The sequence below is a fragment of the Marinicrinis sediminis genome (assembly GCF_042685085.1).
GTDB lineage: Bacteria > Bacillota > Bacilli > Paenibacillales > KCTC-33676 > Marinicrinis > Marinicrinis sediminis.
Window position 1 is genome coordinate 40,534 of the sequence record NZ_JBHUMM010000037.1, and the last position, 17,950, is coordinate 58,483.

Below are 17,950 nucleotides of genomic sequence, written 5' to 3' on the forward strand. Positions count from 1 at the left end.
CCGGCAGGATTCACTCGGCATGAATCGTCGTCTGTGCTACTCAGCATGGTGGTTCATGACAACATCCGTACAGCGCGGACACAGCTGTGGATAATCTGCATGTTGACCCACATCGGTTGAAATGATCCAGCAGCGCTCACATTTCTCACCTTCAGCCGCTTCCACCTGAACCGCTGCAAATTCACCTTTGCTCAGTCCTTCCGGCAGTGACGCATCATGCGCCATCACTTCAACCTGGGAGACAATGAACAGCTCATTCAGTCTATCAAATCGACGCAAGAAGGCAGCTGTTTCTTCGGTTGGATACAGCGTTACCCTGGCTCCAAGCGCATTGCCGATTACTTTCTCTTTTCGTGCCAGCTCCAGCGCGCGATACACTTCATCCTTGATTTCCATGAAGCGGCTCCATTTCTGCTCAATCTCCGCATCGAACACCTCTGTGCGAACGACTGGCATTTCCGCAAGCTGAACGCTCATCAGCGAAGTATTCGGGATGTACTTCCACACTTCATCAGCCGTGTGAGGCAGAACCGGTGCAATCAGTCGGGTAATGACCTGCAACGCTTCATACAGAACGGTTTGCGCCGCTTTGCGACCTGCATCATCAGGTGCGCTCGCGTACAAACGATCCTTCACGATATCCAGATAGAAGGCACTCATCTCAACGGCACAGAAGTGATGCACGGCCTGATACACGATATGGAAATCATACTTCTCGTACGCCTTGAGCACTTTGTCGGCCATTCGGTTCAGCTGGATCATCGCATAACGATCCAGTTCGCGCATATTCGCAACCGGTACAGCATCGGATGACGGATCAAATCCGGTCAGGTTCCCCAGGAAGAAACGCAGCGTATTGCGAATTTTACGATAGACCTCCGAAGTCTGCTTGAGGATCGCATCCGAGATCCGCTGGTCTGCCTGATAGTCCGCAGACGCCACCCACAATCTCAAAATATCCGCCCCGAGCTGATTGGACACTTTCGTCGGGTCCACGGTATTCCCAAGTGACTTGGACATTTTGCGACCTTCTCCATCCAGCGTAAAGCCATGGCTGAGAATGCCCTTATACGGAGAGTGACCGTTCACCGCAACGCCTGTGATCAGTGAAGAGTTGTACCAGCCTCTGTATTGATCCGATCCTTCCAGATACAGGTCAGCCGGAGATTGCAGGTCCTCACGGGTTTGCAGGACAGACATATGGCTGGAGCCCGAGTCAAACCAAACATCCATAATGTCCGTTTCCTTCCGGAATTCCTTGCCTCCGCATCCACACGCCGTGCCTGCTGGCAGGAGCTCATCTTCACTGCGAATAAACCAGCTGTTCGAGCCTTCGCGTTCAAAAATCTGTGCGACATGTTCGGTCGTCTCATCATTCACCAGCGGTTCGTTACAGCTGCGGCAATAGAAAATCGGAATCGGAACGCCCCATGCCCGTTGGCGGGAAATACACCAATCTCCGCGGTCTGCGATCATATTGTGCAGACGCACCTCACCCCACTCAGGTGTCCAGTTAATACGCTTGATCTCTTCCAGCATCGTTTCCCTGAACTGATCGATGGAAGCAAACCACTGCTCGGTTGCCCGGTAGATAACCGGCTTTTTCGTTCTCCAGTCATGCGCATACTGATGCTTGATGAAGGACAGCTTCAGCAGATGACCGCTCTCTTCCAGACGCTGTGTGATCGGCTTGTTGGCAGCATCATAGAACATTCCTTCATAGCCCGGTGCTTCTGCCGTAAACTTCCCTTTGTCATCGATAGGACACAGGACACCGAGATCATAGTTCTTGCCTACTGCAAAGTCTTCCTCCCCGTGACCCGGAGCGGTATGGACGCAGCCTGTACCTGCCTCCAGCGTGACATGCTCTCCGACCATGACCAGTGAAGTGCGATCATAGAACGGATGCTGACAGGTCATGCCTTCCAGCTCTGTTCCCTTAAACGACTGGATCTTCTGTACTTGCTCCCAGCCAATTTCCTGCTGCACTTGCTCCAGCAAGCCCTCAGCCAGTACGAATTTTCTCCCGTCCGCTTCCACCAGCACGTAATCAAAGTCCGGATGCACACTGATGCCGAGGTTGGCTGGCAAGGTCCATGGTGTGGTCGTCCAAATGATCAGAGATGCGTCTTGCGGCAGTTTGCCTTTGCCGTCCTGGACATCGAAGGCCACGTAGATGGAAGGAGAGGTTTTCTCCTTATACTCAATTTCCGCTTCAGCCAATGCACTCTCCGAGGATGGGGACCAATAAACTGGCTTCAAGCCTTTATAAATATACCCCTTCTTCACCATTTGTCCGAAGAGACGAATCTGCTGGGCTTCATAAACCGGGTCCAGCGTGACATAAGGGTGCTCCCAGTCACCGCGAATGCCCAGTCTCTGAAACTGCTCTTTCTGCTTCTCGACCCATTTCAATGCATAATCCTTGCAGTATTCACGGAATTCATGCACACTCATTTTTTTGCGATCCACTTTGCCGCTGTTAGAAATGGCTTGCTCGATCGGCAATCCATGGGTATCCCAGCCCGGCACATATGGCGCATCATAGCCCTGCATCGTCTTGTATCTGACAATCATATCTTTCAATATTTTGTTGAGCGCATGCCCGATATGAATGTCTCCATTGGCATAGGGAGGGCCATCATGCAGAATGAATTTGGGTTTGCCCTGTTGCTGCTCCTGAACCTTGCGATACATGTCTACTTCGTTCCACCATTGTTGCATCTTGGGTTCATTTTGAGGCAAGTTCCCGCGCATCGGGAAATCGGTTTGCGGCAAATTCAGCGTCTTGCCATAATCTTTCTTTTCTGTGTTGTCTTTTTCGTTATCCACTTTCACGTTCTACCACTCCTTGTTTGACTTCGTATTCTTGTTGGTCTTCCATTCATGCTTATCGATTCGCAAATCGTCTACAAACACAAAAAAAGCCTCTTGTCCATCAAAGGACGAGAAGCTGTCTCTCGCGATACCACCCTTGTTACCCTGAATGTCTTTTCTCATTCAGCGTCACTCGCTTCATCGATAACGGAATGACCCGTGTCTGCCTACTTCATAGCATGCGATTCAGCAGACCGCTCCCAGGTGATCTTCAGCAAGATTGGCATGTCAAGCTCTCACCCTCCTTGACTCGCTGCAAATGCCAGTTTCCTGCCTACTTATCCTGATCTTCGTTTTCCAAGCTATTCGTTTATTAATTACTGATTTCACTTATGGACTATATCTTAACCAATTCGCATCGCCCAGTCAATGGGCAGCTGCGTACCGTCTCCACGAATTATTCGTTGACGGCTGACCGCTCAAAGGACTCCCAGGAATCCTCCTTCAGCATTTCCATCTGTGCTTCAACCAGGGTACGGAAGCGCGTTCTGTAGATGGAAGCCTGCTTCTTCAGCTCTTCGATCTCCAGCGCGACCTTACGTGACTTCGCCAGTGCTTCGTTAATAATGCGATCTGCATTTTTTTCTGCTTCCTTGATGATCAATTGGGCTTCTTTCTTCGAATTGCTCTTCACTTCATCTGCGGTTTCCTGTGCCACGATAATCGTTTTGCTCAAGGTCTCCTCAATGTTCGCAAAATGGGCCAGCTTCTCTCGAAGGGTCTCAACCTGCTCTTTATATTCATTATTGTCGCGAAGGACAGATTCGTAATCCTTGATTACCTGGTCCAGAAACTCATTCACTTCATCTTCGTCATACCCGCGAAAGCTGCGAGAGAATTCCTTATTATGTATGTCCAATGGCGTTAAAGGCATTGGATACACCTCCTGCATCTCGATATTTTCAATGGCTTCACAGCAACCATGAGTAGTAATTCGACAAGGACAATCCTTTTCCTTCATTTGTCCTCAAAATATTCAGCGCTTCCATGCCGGATGCTCGTTATACATACTTGCCCAGTGTAACCCGGTGTCGACCGCTTTTGGTCGGCCCTGAGATATCCAGCAGCTTGAATCGGCCATAGCCTTTGAGCGACAGCATATCACCTGGCTGGAGCAGTATCGAAGGATTCTCCTCCACCTTCCAGTTCACCTTGCACTTGCCTGACTTGATCCAGGGCAATATTTTGGCGCGACTCATCCGTACGGCATCGCTCATCACACCGTCCAGACGAAGGGAAGCGACCGAAATGGTCAATTCCTCCACTTTTTCTTCGGAAGTAATGAGCTGCGTAATCGGAAGCACTTCCGTAAACACCTGTACACGATGCACCTGTCTCAGATGAGTGTCCAGAAACGAAGCCGTTTCTTCGGCGACAATATAGTGACAGCCTTGCTCATGGATGTGCAGATCACCCATCTTATCCCGCTTCATCCCCAGACCCAGTATCGCCCCCAGGAAATCCCCATGCTGAAGGTCAGCGAACTTGGTGTCGGAAGAAGTGACGGACAAGAGTGTGATGTGAACATCTTCTTCGGTCAAATAGGCATAATCCGGTGCGAGCAGCATACGTTGCCGCTCCGCGTCTGCATAGCCTCCCCATGTCAGCACCTGCACGGAGGGAAAGCGATTAGCCAGTGATTGCACGATCTGAATCTGTCTGGGATCAAGAAAGTCCGTTTCCTTGGTCATATGCTGCTGCTCTACCCGCTCCATCCAGTCGAGCACACGATCAACAAACGGCGCTTCCTCCGGCTTGAAATGTTCATGAATTCCAGTTGATTTACTCATGCCAACAAGTCCTTACACGAAGATTTTTCCGATGTAATCCAGCACGACCATCAAGCCGATGAAGATAAACCGCAGGGCAAAGATCGCGATAATCGGAGACAGATCCAGCACCCCGCCAATCGGAGGGATAAATCTTCTGAAAAAACCGAGATAGGGTTCCACGAACCGTCCGAGCAATTCACCAATGAAACTGTTGCGTGCATTTGGCAGCCACGACAACAGTATATAAGCAATAATCATATATAAATAGATGTTGTACACGATGTTCAAAAACTCATTAAATTGGGTCAATGCTTGTTCACCTCTACGTATTATTCCAAACCATTACTCGGCCTGTTCCTGCATTTCCGTAATCTTGCCATGGACTTCAACCGAGTCCGGCGTACACATGAATATGTTCGGTCCTACCTTGGAAATATGCCCGTTCAGCGCATATACGGTCCCACTGAGAAAATCGACAATGCGGACAGCCTGGTCACGGCGAACCCGCTGCAAATTGACGACCACTGAGCGTCTGGATCTCAAGAAATCGGCAATCTCCTGTGTTTCATCATAATTATTGGGTTCACACAGCATCACCTTCACGTTTTTTTGGGAATGAAGGCTGACTACATTGGATTTTTGCTGCTTGCGAAAATCGCCGGCTACCGGTTCAATCTCTTCTTCCTGATCCTGAACCCGCTCCCGTTCAATGACTTCTTCCTCTTCCTGAAGGCCTAAAAAATTCATGAACTTATTCATGACTCCCATTCGTTTCCCCTCCTTCATCTTTTCCAACCAATACAGAACCTAAACGAATAAACGTTGCACCCTCTTCGACGGCTATATCAAAATCATTCGACATCCCCATGGACAAATGCTGCACGGGATTCGGCAGTATGCTGCGCTGGTTCAGTTCATCTCGAAGTTGTCTTAACGCTCGAAATACCGGTCTGGTTTCCTCTGGATGTTCGGTGTAGGGAGCCATGGTCATCAGGCCGACAATCTCAATGGAAGGCATCTCGCGAACCGATTCCGCCATAGATATCAGCTGTTCCGGTTCCATGCCATGCTTGGACGCTTCTCCTGACACATTGACCTGTAGGAAGCATTTCACACGCTGTTGATCCTGAGTTGCCTTTTTGTGAATGGCTTTGGCCAGGGAAAGCCTGTCCAGAGAATGAATGTAGTCAAATCGACCCAACACATCCTTCACTTTATTGGACTGGAGATGACCGATGAAATGCCAGGTTCCCAGTTGATGAAGCTGCTCCCATTTCTGGCTGGCGTCCTGCCAGCGACTTTCGCCAATATGCGCATGTCCCTGTTCAAGTACCAGTCTGGTCGTCTCTAGGGAGACATATTTGGTAACGGCCATCACCTGGACCTCTTCTCTCGATCTCCCACTGCGTGTACAAGCGGATGTGACACGTGCCTCGACCTGTGCCAACTGCTGTTCAAACTGTTGTCTGTCTAACAAGATGATGCATTCCTTTCTCCTTCGTCGCTGAAAGCGATCCAGCTCATCATGCGCCCTGCCTTCCCCGCTTCCTTGCGGTGAGAGAAGAACAGATCCTGACGACAAGCTGTACAATATTCAGTACATTCGATATGGGTCGCCATAATTCCTGCTTTCATCATAATCTGTCGGTTGCATTCTTTCAAGTTTGCTCGCCAGTGACTTTCATCCGTTTGTTGCATCAAGACCGGTTCCAGTCGGTTCCACTCTGCTTCAGTGAAGAGGGACTTGCAAGCCTCATAGACCCGTGCATCTACTTCATAACAGCAGATACCGATTGCCGGACCAATGGCAGCCCGCATCTCTTCAGGCTTACTGCCATATTGCTTCTGCATCGCTTCCATTGTATGTCTCGCGATTTCCAGCGTCGTTCCCTTCCACCCCGCATGAGCAAGACCAATGACGCGATGGACCGGATCAAGCAAATAAATCGGAACACAATCGGCATAAAAAGAGGCAAGCCAAACGCCGGGCTCATCTGTGATTAGCGCATCCGCGTTCGGGATGGCCGAATCCCTCGACTCCCTGCCGCTTCCCGCGTCTTCTCTGGTTACGCGGTGAACCGAACAACCATGTACCTGCTCCGCACACGTATACGTATGGAAGGGCAATGGGAGTGCCTCAGCCAGTCGCTTGCGGTTGGCGATGACCTGCTCTGCTTCGTCTCCAACGTGAAGCGCCGTGTTGAACGCCAGCGATGTTGCCGGACGCTGCCCTCCGATTCGCGTCGAAAATCCGGCCTGAAGACCCGGTACTTGTTCCATCCAGTTCGAGAGCTCCAGCCAGCGCAATTCTTCGTGCTGTTTCAACTGAAAAGGTTCGCGCATATTCACTTCTCTCTCCTATACCAACATTTCTGTCCATTGTATCATATCAGGCCTAAAAAAATCGTATGCCCGCGGACCGATTTATGTCTGACTCCGTCATAATGTCTGGATGCCTCGTTAAGTTTGGCTCCGATAATACTCCGAAGAAATCTCTGTCTGATCTGGCGTGCGATACGCCCTGGAGTCATCCAGCTTCACCAGTACCACATCCATACCAATCTTCACAATCTGGTTCCACGGAATGATCACCTCGGAACCGCCGCCAAACCAGCCAAAAAATTTCCCTGTACTCGGAACGACGATCGATTGAATCCGCCCCTGACGGAGATCCAGCTCCAGATCGCTGACCTGTCCCAGCTTCTTGCCGTCCACAATATTGATGACATCCTTCGTCTGAAAATCTGAAATCTTCATCCGTTCACCACCATCACTTTGGGTAACCTGCCCTTCTGTCTCCTATTAATATATGTCAGAGACCCGCAAAATGTCCTACATCTTTGCAAGCGGTACAATCCGTTTTGCTCCGGATGCAATTGGCATGGAAAGGCATCCCTCGTCGTGAAATAGAATAGAAAAGGCGCCAAAGCCTGAACAGACTTTGACGCGCTTTTCTACACATATTCCAATGTATTCATAATGTCTTCCAGTTGCAGCTCCACACAGGCCATCGAAGTATCCGCCACGCCGTAATACATGCGGACGACGCCATCACGGACGACTACCCCACAAGAAAAGACTACATCTCCGAAGAATCCGTTGCGTTCATACTCGGCCTCAGGTTCCAGAATTGGGGAATGCGAACGAGCGATGACCTTGGACGGATCATCCAGGTCGAGCAATACAGCTCCCATACAATAGCGATGCTCCTCCGTGGCTCCGTGATACAGTTCCAGCCACCCTTTCTCGGTGCGAAAAGGAACAGCACCTCCACCGATACGCCCGCTGTCCCACATGCCGGAACGCAGAGCCAGCAAATGGCGGTGATTGCCCCAATACTGCAAATTGTCTGACTCGGCAATCCACATTTCCGGCTTGCCCGCACTCTTGGTGGTAGGGCGATGAAGCGCATAATATTTGCCGTTGATTTTCTCCGGGAAGATCAGCACGTCCTTGTTGTCTGGACCGAAAATCATCCCGTGATGCGTCACAGACTGGAAATCTCGGGTCGACACCATCGACTCTCCGATGCCCACCGGTGAAACAGCCGAGAAGTAAATATAATACACATCGTCAATCTGGGTGACACGCGGGTCCTCAATACCGAATATCTCCAGCTCAGTCGAAGGAAAGACAAAGGGCTGATCATCAATCGTAAAATGATGCCCGTCTTTGCTGCGCGCAATCCGAATATAGGAGATGGAGGTCAAATATTCAAAGGACGCCTGTGAATGCCGGTTTCGTATCACTCTGGGATCAGAGAAATCATAAGCCGCATCGTGGCGCGAGAGCTCCCGGATTTCCAATTCCTGCGTGACCGGATTTAGCATCGGCGCCTTGACGACATTCGGGTCCTCACTGATCGGTCTCTCCGCCACCCGAAGCAGCATCAATATTTCATCGTTGTAGGTGGCTATCCCTGCATTAAATGCGCCGATCACTTCAAAATCTGGGCGATGCGGCTTGACATCGGCAGGGGTGACTAGCGGGTTCTCTTTATAGCGGTAAGCCTTCATGGTTGTCTCCTCAATCCTGATCCATCATTTTATAATCTTTTCGAATTTCTCTACGGTTTCGTCAACGGCCTTCTGTACATCTTCACCTTGTTCCAGTGGCTGAGTCAGCTTTTCCCAGATCATCGTGTCAATTTCTGCTTGCTGCGGCTGATTGTTGAAGCCTCTGGCCACCTCAGAAGCAGCTCGAATCGTGTCAACGGCATAGGCCTTGTCCGGTCTGGCCTCGGCAATAAGATCCAGGGCCGTTTTCGTTGGTGCAGGAACCTTCCACTCATGCATAGCCTGGGTCATATCCACCAGTGCTTGGGCAGCTACTTCCGGATTTTCGGTTGACTTGGACATCGCTGTGACCCCGATCCAGCTGAATGTTACCTGCTCTGTCCCTTTTGGCGGAACGGCCATACCTACGTTGAATGAAACGGTCTTCTCCAGATCATCTCCGGCACCGCCCATGAACATGCCGACCTTGCCTGTCTTGAACATATCTGCTCCGCCCATGGAATCGGCTGTAGCCCGCTCCGGTGCTATGCCGGAAGAGGCAATTCGCTGGTACATCTCCAGACCTTTGATCGCACCTTCTTCACCCAGTACAATATCGCCATTTTCGTCAAATGTATCGCCACCATAGGACCACATAAACATCGGCAGCGGCATATTATTCAGCAGCGCGCCCCACTGTCCATCCTTCGTCAGCTTCTCGCCGGCTGCAATAAATTGCTCCCAAGTCCAATCATTGGCCGGCACCTCTACCCCAGCCTCTTCAAACATATCCTGGTTGAAATAGAGCATGTACGGCTGAGAAATCCATGGCAACGCATACGCCTGTTCCTGGTATACACTGACGTTGTAGGCACCGTCAAAATAATCGTCTCGGTTGAATCCGTCGGTCTCCTTCAACAGCTCATCCAGGGGCTGCAATACACCCAGCTTGGCATACTGCGGAATGTGTTCCTGGGAAAGCCACATGAAATCCGGCGCTTGCTTGCCTGCAATCATCGTTTGCAGTTTCTGGTAATAGTCAGCGGGAATGCTCTGTATTTCGATCTCATACTGATCAGACTTGGCATTCAAGCCTGAAACGAGTTCTTCAAATTCACTCAACTCACCTGCCCCGGCCCATGTCGCGACCTTCAGCTCCACCTTTTCGACTGCCTCTCCCCCGTTATTCGACGTGTTGTCAGAGCTTGCCGATGGTTCTGAATTGCCATTGTTCCCTCCACATGCAGCCGCAAAAACAGCCATCATCAAAATCAGTGCCAGAATGAACGATCCTTTTAATGTCTTGTTCGTTTTCATTTTGAACTCCCCTTTACATGGTGTGGGTAATTGAACTATCCTTTGATACCGGTCAACTTGACCCCTTCAACAAAATGCTTCTGTGCGGCAAAAAAGACCACGATCACAGGCACGAGCGCCATGATGGAACCGGCCATGAGCGGACCCCATTCTACCTTCATCAGACCTCTAAACATCGCCAGACCGAGCGTAAGTGTAAACTTGTCCGTCGAGTTCAGGTAGATTAACGGTCCAAGCAGATCATTCCAGCTTCCCTGGAAGGAGAAGATGCCAATGACCATAAGCGCCGGAACAGACAAGGGAAGAAAGATCCGGTAAAAGATCTTGAAGCTGTTCGCGCCGTCAATGATGGCCGACTCTTCCAGTTCTTTCGGAACCGACATGAAGAACTGTCTCAACAGGAAGATAAATACCGGTGATCCGCCAAAAAAGCCAGGTATAATCAAGGGTTTGAAGGAGTCAACCCAACCGATCTCACTAAATCCGATAAACACTGGAATCATCGTTACTTCTCCGGGAAGCATGATGGTGGACAACACAAGCAGAAACCAGATATTTTTTCCCGGAAATTCAAATCTCGCAAACCCGTAAGCGACAAACGCCGATACGAAGACGTTGGACAGCAGTTGAAATCCGGTAATGATCAGCGTGTTTTTAAAAAGTGTGAAAAAATTGATTTCCTCAATCGCTCGCGTGTAATTCTGCCAATGAAAGCCGTCCGGCCAAAAGCGGGGCGGAATCTCAAAGATGACGTCTCCCGATTTCAAAGAGGTCGAAATCATCCAGAACAAAGGCAGCAGCGTCGAGATCGAGAACAGAATCAGCATGATATACAAGAAAGCTTTGCGGAGGCGCCTGAGCTGCGTGATGCTTAAAGATCTACTTGGCATGTCGCACCTCCTTCTTTCTGCGTTTCTTCTCTTTCTTATTGCTGAATTCGCTTACATAAAACACCCAGGCTGAGGATGTTTTGAATACGAGAAGCGTTAGCAGCAAGATGATGACAAACAATACCCAGGCCATAGCTGTGGCATAACCCATTTTGAAGTACCGGAAAGCGTTCTCATACAAGTAGACCATATAGAAGCGGCCTTGATTGCCTGCACCGCCAATGATATAAGCATCTGTAAATTTCCGCATCGCACCGATAATCCCCATAATGAGATTATAGAAAATGATCGGGGTCAGCATTGGGAATGTGACATTTTTGAATTTCTGAATGGCGTTTGCCCCGTCGATGTCAGCGGCCTCATACAGGTGGGAAGGGATGTCCTGAAGCCCCGCCAAATACGTCAGCATTCCACCGCCTGCTCCCCACAGAGCCATGATTAGATAGGAGGGCAGCACCATGTCAGGGTTGCTCAACCAGCCAACAGCTGGAATCCCGAACTTGGACAGGATCAGATTCAACAGTCCAAAATCCTTGTCCAAAATCCATTTCCACAGAAGCGCAATCGACACACCAGATACGATCGCCGGCATGTATAGCGCGGTTCGAAAGAAATACACCCCTCTTACCTTGCTATTCAGCATAATGGCAATAAACATGGAGGTCGCAATCCCGAGCGGGATGGACAGGATGGCAAACTTCACTGTAATCCATAGCGAGCTCAAAAAATATTCATCCTGGAACAGGTCTTTGTAATTTTGCAGTCCTACAAATTTCGGTGCATTGAAGGTGTCCCATTCCGTCATCCCCACATAGAAAGCAAATCCCAGCGGGGCAACCGTAAACATAAAAAAGCCGAGTATCCATGGCAAGATGTAGAGATAGCCTTCGTATTTTCGATACTTGGTCACGCTCTCCCCTTCTTTCCCTGACGTTCCTTATGTTGCTTTGATGGCTTAACATTTTGTAACGTTACAAAACGAATTACTTAATGTGATTATTACATGATTTTTGTGTGGAGTCAACCTTTTTATTTGATAAACTGACAGGTCTACTGACCGGCCTATAGAAGAGGCTATTCCTGTTCATACAAGCATAGTATAGGCCATATAAATTAAGCATGACGAATATTTTCAAATCAATGACAAGACATTTCAGTCACGTTACTTATACTTATCATTTCTGTTCAAAGGGCATGAACGGATCTGGCAATGTGATACAATGGGCCTCCGCATCACTGATGCCTGCATACAAGTCTGCCCATCCATTCGCATGACGAACCAGTCCACCGCTGAAAACGACATCCTTCAAATCCGAACGCTTGGTTGCACCGGGAAGGAAATCACTGCGTTCTGCGATGATCTTCATCTCGGTATATTCACCTGTTTCCGCATGTAAAGCAAACACCATCGGATAATAATGCCGGTCCCCTTGCTCATCAAAGCGTGCGATATGGCCAAGCACCCCAATCCAGCCATTGGCCAGCAGGTGAAGCTCATTGGCCCCTCCCCAATCTTCCGCAAGGAATTGCTTGTCCAGTAGCGGCGCTTCATTGATCTGTTCCATAGACAAATCATCCAGCGAATCCACGATTGTGAAGCCTATCGTGCCTCTCCCCCCTTTGGTACCTTGCGGACGAGTGAAGACTGCGATGCGTCCACCTGGCAGCTCCAGCATTCGCAAATCCTTCATTCCGTCCGGACCTGTGAAGCATAGGCGCAGTGAGGTCAAATCTTTTTCTTTGTAAAAAACCGTTCGCCACATGAGTGCATCTGCTTGATCAGGATGAGGAAAGATCTCCACACCTCCAATCACAAGCTCCCCACCGATGCGGGTATAGAACGGGTCCTGTAAGGTTAACACCGGCGCCTCGTCAATAGGTACCCAGTTGCCATCGGACTGCTGTGAAAAAAACACAACTTCGGAATGCTCACTATCCCTTTTCTCCACCCTCCCTGCGATAACCAGCCGGCCAGCTTCATCAAATGGCGCAGAGATGTTATAGACATCCCGCTCTCCCACGCCGCGGAAAACGAGTTTTCTGGCATTGCGAATCTTTACGATGTTGCCGGATTGCAGATATTGATGATAGAGAGCTTGACATGATTGAATTTCCCGATTGTCTGTGGACATCGTGATACCTCCTGCATCCATTCAATGGAATGGGTTGATTATCGCTAAATTACAAGAAATCATTTGTTTTGTCAATCTATTTGTCATGATAAATCATGAAAAAAGTCATGCTAAATTCGAGAAAAACACGATAAAAACCAATCTAACTTTCGGTCTCAAATCGTTTAAAATCCTTGCTATGATTGTATATATATAAAAGTATTGCTTTTTTATTTTTGTAACGTTACAATATTAACAACAAGGCCTATGATGGGGTGTAATGAATGAAAAATAAAGTGACAATGCAAGATATTGCGGATCAATTGAATATTTCCAAAAACTCCGTTTCGCAAGCCTTGTCCGGGAAGTCCGGCGTCAGCGAGGACACCCGTCAAATCATTATAGAGACCGCAGACAAGCTTGGCTATGTGTACGGAAAACAAAAAAAGAAACTGTCTACTCTCTACTCCGGCAACATTGGCCTCATTGCCTCTGAATTTGCCTTTTCAAAAAAGAATTTCTTTGGCGAAATCTATTTAAGCATTGAGAAGGAAACGTCAAAACGCGGCATGCAGCTTCATATCCAGTCCATTGATCAAACGATGAGAGACCGTCACATCCTTCCGCCATTTATTGAGAATCATTCGGTTGACGGGATTATCGTGCTGTCGCACATCAGTTCCGATTATATCCAGAAAGTACTGGAGACTGAGATTCCCACCGTCATTATTGATCATCATGAGCCGGGTCTTCAGGCTGACTGCATTCTCACCAACAATCGTTTTGGAGCCTTTGAAGCCATTTCCCATTTCATTCAGCTCGGTCACCGGGACATCGGGTTTATCGGGAATATCGACTTTTCTCCGAGTTACTATGAACGGATGGAAGGCTTTCGTTTAGCGATGCATTTGCACAGCCTCCCCGTGAAACCGGAGTGGATGATCACCGATGCCAGGGAAGAGCTCGACTATGTGACGCGAACAGTGGGCGCACTGGATCGCCAGCCTACAGCCTGGTTCTGTGTCAATGATGGTCTCGGGTTCATGGTTCACTCCACGATGCAGCAGCTCGGGTTCTCCATTCCAGGTGACATCTCCCTGTGCAGCTATGACAATGGACAGTTGTCGAGAATGACCACACCGCTCATGACCACTATGGATATTGATCTGAATCGGTATGGCACGCTGGCCGCCGAGCGATTATTCTGGCGCATCGAACACCGCAATGAACCCTATCTGGAAATGCTGCTACCCGCCACCCTGATCAAACGGGACTCTACGGCCCCGGTCTCCGCAGCCGCTGAGTGAACATCCAAGATAGCTCCCACCACTCCGGTCAAGCTGAAGCATAAAAAAATCCGCTGAACGACGACTTCAGCGGATCATGTATTATTTTTCAACAGTCTTTACATGCTTTTGCATTTGCTGGATGGCCGACTTTTCGAGCCGGGAAACCTGAGCTTGGGAGATGCCAATCTCATCCGCGACCTCCATTTGTGTCTTCCCTTCGAAAAATCGCTTGGACAAAATCATTTTCTCGCGCTGGTTCAGCTTGCGCATCGCTTCACGCAGCGCAATTTCCTCAATCCATGACATATCCTTATTTTTCTCATCACTGATCTGATCCATGACATAAATCGGATCGCCGCCATCATGATAGATCGGCTCAAATAATGAAACGGGGTCCTGAATCGCATCCAGTGCGAACACCACATCCTCCTTGGGAACATTCAGCTCACTGGAGATCTCATAGATCGTTGGCTCCCGGGAATTTCTGTTCGTCAACTGGTCTCTCATCTGCAGAGCCTTGTACGCGATATCTCGAAGGGAACGGGAAACCCGAATCGGGTTATTGTCCCGCAGGTATCGGCGAATCTCCCCAATAATCATCGGTACGGCATATGTAGAAAACCGAACATTCTGACTGAGATCAAAATTGTCTATGGCCTTCATCAGGCCGATGCAGCCTACCTGGAACAAATCATCTACAAACTCTCCACGGTTATTAAACCGTTGAATCACACTCAGCACCAGTCTCAAATTTCCATTTACAAGCTTCTCTCTCGCTGACAGCTCTTCATGCTGTTGCAGCTGAACAAATAACTCCCTCATCTCTGCATTGGTGAGAACCGGCAATTTCGAGGTATCCACACCACAGATCTCAACTTTGTTTCGGGTCATTTGCGTATTACCTCCCAAGGTGAAACATTACTGTACATTATCCCCCTGGCAGGCTAATTTATTCTTGAATCCCAATCGTACCTCTACAGCATTTTATTGAATTCCTTGCGCAAGCGTTTAATAATCCGCTTCTCCAGTCTCGAGATATAGGACTGGGAAATCCCTAATAAATCCGCCACATCCTTCTGTGTTTTTTCCTCTCCGTCCACCAATCCGAAGCGCAGTTCCATAATCGTTCTCTCCCGTTCAGACAGCTTATCCAACGCCTTGAGCAGCAGCTTCTTGTCCACCTGTTCCTCAATATCCCGGTAAATAATATCATTTTCGGTACCCAGTACATCCGACAGCAGCAGTTCATTTCCGTCCCAGTCAATGTTCAAGGGTTCGTCAAAGGAAACTTCGGTTCTTGTCTTGTTGTTTCGGCGCAAATACATCAATATCTCATTCTCAATACATCTGGATGCATACGTGGCGAGTTTGATTTTCTTCTCGGGATCAAATGTATTGACCGCCTTGATCAAGCCAATCGCACCAATGGAAACGAGATCCTCGATGTTAATGCCCGTATTTTCAAATTTTCGTGCAATATATACGACCAGCCTCAAATTTCGCTCGATCAGCATGGCACGGATCGCGGAATCCCCGCTGGACAATTTTCCTAGCAAAAACTCCTCTTCTTCTCTCGTAAGCGGAGGAGGAAGCGCCTCACTGCCTCCGATGTAATAAATCTCTTCACTTTTCAGTCCCAACAAGAACAAAAACCGATAAAATAAAATTTGCAGGTTAAATTTCAACTTCCAGTACATACGCAACCTCCTGTAGTAAATTTAGCTGATTGATTTCTGCTCTTGCTGTGCACCATCCATTAGGTCTGGATGAATAATTGCCTGAAACACACCTTCTCCGCTGAGCGCCTCTCCCTTCAAACCCAGCAACACCTTTCGCTGCTCAATCCAGTGTGCTCCCTGTTGAATGCATACCCGTTCCGGCTTGATCGCCAGCAGGAAATCGGTCCCTTTCTGTACGCCGCGATAAGGCACAAAACGCAGCTTTTCCCGGTAGGCAAACTCTTCATCCTCCAGCGCATCAAACAACGCCTGCTGCCCCTCCTGAATTCCTCTGCGTATCGCATCGGTGCAGATTTCCTCAATGACGCTCCATTCTACGATCATGACCGGGGTGGAAGTGAGCGGATCATACAGCCGATTTCCCGTATCTACAAGTCCCTTGCAAGTGAATGCATGCGGCCCGATGTGAATCGTCACATCCGATACTAGATGCGTCAGTTTCTGTTTTTTGTCTGTCGCCTGCAATAGCCGCCGATAAAGGACCAGCAAGACAACCAGCAGTACCATCACCGTAATGAGGCTCATATGAATCGATTCTGTCCCTCCGCCCGATGACGTGAACCAGATGCCGTTCAGCAGTTCTTTATGAGACTGGGACATATAATAAAGTCCGAATATGCCTCCCGCTGCTACAAAGTTGACCATATAGAACGCCATGAAATTTCGCAGAAAAGACTGCAAGCTGTGAAAGCCAAACGCCATCCAAAGCATGCACACTGAGAACAGACCTTTTACTGCAAGCGTATACAGGGCAGATAATGCCGGAACAAACATCATCACCACATACAGGGCACCCAAGCATGAAGCCAGTCCAATTCTGACCGGTTTGATCTTCAGCTTCTGCATCCAGGCCGTCATAGAGAGGGTGATCGTATCAATCAGGACGTTGGTCAAAAATACGATATCAGCGTAGATCACCATCTGGCATGCTCCCCTCCACCCGCACAACCTCGACTTGGAACAGGCTGATTCAGCGATGAGACTAGTATAAACAACGACCTTCTAGAAGTCTGTCTAAATGTGATAGAGAGAAAACACTAATTTTGTCGAACGCAACCTCCCGATTCGACAGCCGTTACCAGCTTCTACAAGCATAAAAAAAGCATCCTTCACAGGATGCTTTTTACGGTTCTGAAGATGAAGAAGTACTCATGACTTCTGTCACTTTGCTGGTGTATATGCAATAAGATCAGATAGCTTACAGTTAAGGGTGTCACATAGCTTCATACATGTCTCAAGTTTTGTAGTTTCCAGATTCTCTTCTCGATATAATTTATTGATCGCATTCCGACTTAAACCAGACAATCTCATTAGTTCAGATATGTCATCGATTCTTTGGTCAGCCATTAACCTTCTGAGATTACATGTGATCATGAGAGGCTTCTCCTTCCTAGAAATGATCATTTGGCTTCTCTAGTAGAGCCTGAATGGATTGTCTGATTGAGCATCATACTCAAGAATTCAAACAAGAAAACGGTCCGGTTTCAGATTGACTCATCATGCGATGGCAACGTATAAACCGAGGCTAAGTTCTCCATATACATTTCTTTATCAAATTTCAATACTGGTACTTTATCAAACCAATCCACTTCTCCCCCGCTAGATTCAATTCCATTGTGCCAATCCTCTTTTTGGTGCACCAGCTGACCCATCCTCTTCCAAATCACGTAAGGCCCATCCATAAGCACCTCTGCTACGATAACGGTGCATGAAAAATCGCAGTCATCCGGACACATGAGTACAGGCAACAGCTTCATTTGTTTTTCAGACAAGAAGCAGTCTTGCACAAATTTTGCTTCCTTTTCGTCAACCATCCAATCCAAGATCATCGGAACCAAACCTCGCAATACACGATCCGGATAAAACTCGTCCAGCCATGCATCCAATGGCTTCCCATCTATGACAATGACGTCATGCTCTTGATTCACAAATTTACTCTTCAGACTGCGAACTTCTAACT

The 17,950-nt window shown here is 48.5% G+C and carries 19 protein-coding genes and 1 other annotated feature; of the genes, 1 reads left to right on the plus strand and 18 read right to left on the minus strand.

Features of this window, described 5'->3' with window-relative positions; genetic code table 11:
- Positions 1–36: 36 nt before the first annotated feature.
- The 13 genes from ileS to ACFSUC_RS12075 all read right to left on the minus strand — a co-directional run bounded on the left by ileS (position 37) and on the right by ACFSUC_RS12075 (position 12,983).
- Complete coding sequence (ileS, locus tag ACFSUC_RS12015; protein ID WP_379929993.1) at positions 37–2,757, minus strand: isoleucine--tRNA ligase; 2,721 nt, start codon at positions 2,755–2,757, stop codon at positions 37–39.
- Positions 2,758–2,938: 181 nt separating this feature from the next.
- Positions 2,939–3,177, minus strand: a binding site (T-box leader).
- Positions 3,178–3,274: 97 nt separating this feature from the next.
- Complete coding sequence (locus ACFSUC_RS12020; RefSeq protein WP_379929840.1) at positions 3,275–3,751, minus strand: DivIVA domain-containing protein; 477 nt, start codon at positions 3,749–3,751, stop codon at positions 3,275–3,277.
- Between the two features lie 127 nt (positions 3,752–3,878).
- Positions 3,879–4,667: a YlmH family RNA-binding protein gene (locus ACFSUC_RS12025; protein WP_379929841.1), complete on the minus strand. Its 789-nt coding sequence runs from the start codon at positions 4,665–4,667 to the stop codon at positions 3,879–3,881.
- A 12-nt stretch (positions 4,668–4,679) separates the two neighbouring features.
- Positions 4,680–4,958: a YggT family protein gene (locus tag ACFSUC_RS12030; RefSeq protein ID WP_379929842.1), complete on the minus strand. Its 279-nt coding sequence runs from the start codon at positions 4,956–4,958 to the stop codon at positions 4,680–4,682.
- Between the two features lie 33 nt (positions 4,959–4,991).
- Positions 4,992–5,417, minus strand: coding sequence for a cell division protein SepF (locus ACFSUC_RS12035; RefSeq protein WP_379929843.1), 426 nt, complete (start codon positions 5,415–5,417; stop codon positions 4,992–4,994).
- Positions 5,401–6,126, minus strand: coding sequence for a YggS family pyridoxal phosphate-dependent enzyme (locus ACFSUC_RS12040; protein ID WP_379929844.1), 726 nt, complete (start codon positions 6,124–6,126; stop codon positions 5,401–5,403). The genes ACFSUC_RS12035 and ACFSUC_RS12040 overlap by 17 nt, the downstream gene beginning before the upstream one ends.
- Positions 6,120–6,992 carry a peptidoglycan editing factor PgeF gene (gene pgeF, locus ACFSUC_RS12045; RefSeq protein WP_379929845.1) on the minus strand — a complete coding sequence of 291 codons (873 nt, stop codon included), beginning with the start codon at positions 6,990–6,992 and terminating at the stop codon, positions 6,120–6,122. Before pgeF ends, ACFSUC_RS12040 begins: the two co-directional genes overlap by 7 nt.
- 117 nt (positions 6,993–7,109) lie before the next feature.
- Positions 7,110–7,406, minus strand: coding sequence for a YlmC/YmxH family sporulation protein (locus ACFSUC_RS12050; protein WP_379929846.1), 297 nt, complete (start codon positions 7,404–7,406; stop codon positions 7,110–7,112).
- Between the two features lie 197 nt (positions 7,407–7,603).
- Complete coding sequence (locus ACFSUC_RS12055; RefSeq protein WP_379929848.1) at positions 7,604–8,665, minus strand: BtaManbiosPhlase; 1,062 nt, start codon at positions 8,663–8,665, stop codon at positions 7,604–7,606.
- 24 nt (positions 8,666–8,689) lie between these two features.
- Positions 8,690–9,961 (minus strand): ABC transporter substrate-binding protein, encoded by a 1,272-nt coding sequence (locus tag ACFSUC_RS12060; RefSeq protein ID WP_379929849.1) that lies wholly within the window; start codon positions 9,959–9,961, stop codon positions 8,690–8,692.
- Positions 9,962–9,996: 35 nt separating this feature from the next.
- A complete protein-coding gene (locus ACFSUC_RS12065; protein ID WP_379929851.1) occupies positions 9,997–10,851 on the minus strand; it encodes a carbohydrate ABC transporter permease in 855 nt (284 codons plus the stop codon).
- The gene (locus ACFSUC_RS12070; RefSeq protein ID WP_379929852.1) at positions 10,841–11,761 is read right to left on the minus strand and encodes a carbohydrate ABC transporter permease; all 921 of its coding nucleotides are present in this window, start codon (positions 11,759–11,761) and stop codon (positions 10,841–10,843) included. Before ACFSUC_RS12070 ends, ACFSUC_RS12065 begins: the two co-directional genes overlap by 11 nt.
- 265 nt (positions 11,762–12,026) lie before the next feature.
- Entirely contained in the window at positions 12,027–12,983 is a 957-nt protein-coding gene (locus ACFSUC_RS12075) for an MTP-1 family protein (RefSeq protein ID WP_379929853.1), read from the minus strand.
- A 263-nt stretch (positions 12,984–13,246) separates the two neighbouring features.
- Here ACFSUC_RS12075 and ACFSUC_RS12080 point away from each other — a divergent pair, with 263 nt between their 5' ends.
- The gene (locus ACFSUC_RS12080) at positions 13,247–14,269 is read left to right on the plus strand and encodes a substrate-binding domain-containing protein (protein WP_379929854.1); all 1,023 of its coding nucleotides are present in this window, start codon (positions 13,247–13,249) and stop codon (positions 14,267–14,269) included.
- 81 nt (positions 14,270–14,350) lie between these two features.
- Here ACFSUC_RS12080 and sigG read toward each other — a convergent pair whose 3' ends face one another.
- The 5 genes from sigG to ACFSUC_RS12105 all read right to left on the minus strand — a co-directional run bounded on the left by sigG (position 14,351) and on the right by ACFSUC_RS12105 (position 17,918).
- Positions 14,351–15,142, minus strand: coding sequence for an RNA polymerase sporulation sigma factor SigG (gene sigG, locus ACFSUC_RS12085; RefSeq protein WP_379929856.1), 792 nt, complete (start codon positions 15,140–15,142; stop codon positions 14,351–14,353).
- A gap of 83 nt (positions 15,143–15,225) precedes the next feature.
- Positions 15,226–15,948 carry an RNA polymerase sporulation sigma factor SigE gene (gene sigE, locus ACFSUC_RS12090; RefSeq protein WP_379929857.1) on the minus strand — a complete coding sequence of 241 codons (723 nt, stop codon included), beginning with the start codon at positions 15,946–15,948 and terminating at the stop codon, positions 15,226–15,228.
- A gap of 21 nt (positions 15,949–15,969) precedes the next feature.
- Positions 15,970–16,911 (minus strand): sigma-E processing peptidase SpoIIGA, encoded by a 942-nt coding sequence (spoIIGA, locus tag ACFSUC_RS12095; protein WP_379929858.1) that lies wholly within the window; start codon positions 16,909–16,911, stop codon positions 15,970–15,972.
- A 240-nt stretch (positions 16,912–17,151) separates the two neighbouring features.
- A complete protein-coding gene (locus tag ACFSUC_RS12100) occupies positions 17,152–17,364 on the minus strand; it encodes a helix-turn-helix domain-containing protein (RefSeq protein ID WP_379929860.1) in 213 nt (70 codons plus the stop codon).
- 110 nt (positions 17,365–17,474) lie between these two features.
- Positions 17,475–17,918 carry a hypothetical protein gene (locus ACFSUC_RS12105; RefSeq protein ID WP_379929861.1) on the minus strand — a complete coding sequence of 148 codons (444 nt, stop codon included), beginning with the start codon at positions 17,916–17,918 and terminating at the stop codon, positions 17,475–17,477.
- Positions 17,919–17,950: the final 32 nt, after the last annotated feature.

Bases quoted from the DNA above. Each gene is read 5' to 3' on its own strand.
- ileS (WP_379929993.1), bottom strand. From the start codon at position 2,757: ATGCGCGGGAACTTGCCTCAAAATGAACCCAAGATGCAACAATGGTGG.
- ACFSUC_RS12020 (WP_379929840.1), bottom strand. From the start codon at position 3,751: ATGCCTTTAACGCCATTGGACATACATAATAAGGAATTCTCTCGCAGC.
- ACFSUC_RS12025 (WP_379929841.1), bottom strand. From the start codon at position 4,667: ATGAGTAAATCAACTGGAATTCATGAACATTTCAAGCCGGAGGAAGCG.
- ACFSUC_RS12035 (WP_379929843.1), bottom strand. From the start codon at position 5,417: ATGGGAGTCATGAATAAGTTCATGAATTTTTTAGGCCTTCAGGAAGAG.
- pgeF (WP_379929845.1), bottom strand. From the start codon at position 6,992: ATGCGCGAACCTTTTCAGTTGAAACAGCACGAAGAATTGCGCTGGCTG.
- ACFSUC_RS12050 (WP_379929846.1), bottom strand. From the start codon at position 7,406: ATGAAGATTTCAGATTTTCAGACGAAGGATGTCATCAATATTGTGGAC.
- ACFSUC_RS12055 (WP_379929848.1), bottom strand. From the start codon at position 8,665: ATGAAGGCTTACCGCTATAAAGAGAACCCGCTAGTCACCCCTGCCGAT.
- ACFSUC_RS12060 (WP_379929849.1), bottom strand. From the start codon at position 9,961: ATGAAAACGAACAAGACATTAAAAGGATCGTTCATTCTGGCACTGATT.
- ACFSUC_RS12065 (WP_379929851.1), bottom strand. From the start codon at position 10,851: ATGCCAAGTAGATCTTTAAGCATCACGCAGCTCAGGCGCCTCCGCAAA.
- ACFSUC_RS12075 (WP_379929853.1), bottom strand. From the start codon at position 12,983: ATGTCCACAGACAATCGGGAAATTCAATCATGTCAAGCTCTCTATCAT.
- ACFSUC_RS12080 (WP_379929854.1), top strand. From the start codon at position 13,247: ATGAAAAATAAAGTGACAATGCAAGATATTGCGGATCAATTGAATATT.
- sigG (WP_379929856.1), bottom strand. From the start codon at position 15,142: ATGACCCGAAACAAAGTTGAGATCTGTGGTGTGGATACCTCGAAATTG.
- sigE (WP_379929857.1), bottom strand. From the start codon at position 15,948: ATGTACTGGAAGTTGAAATTTAACCTGCAAATTTTATTTTATCGGTTT.
- spoIIGA (WP_379929858.1), bottom strand. From the start codon at position 16,911: ATGGTGATCTACGCTGATATCGTATTTTTGACCAACGTCCTGATTGAT.
- ACFSUC_RS12100 (WP_379929860.1), bottom strand. From the start codon at position 17,364: ATGATCACATGTAATCTCAGAAGGTTAATGGCTGACCAAAGAATCGAT.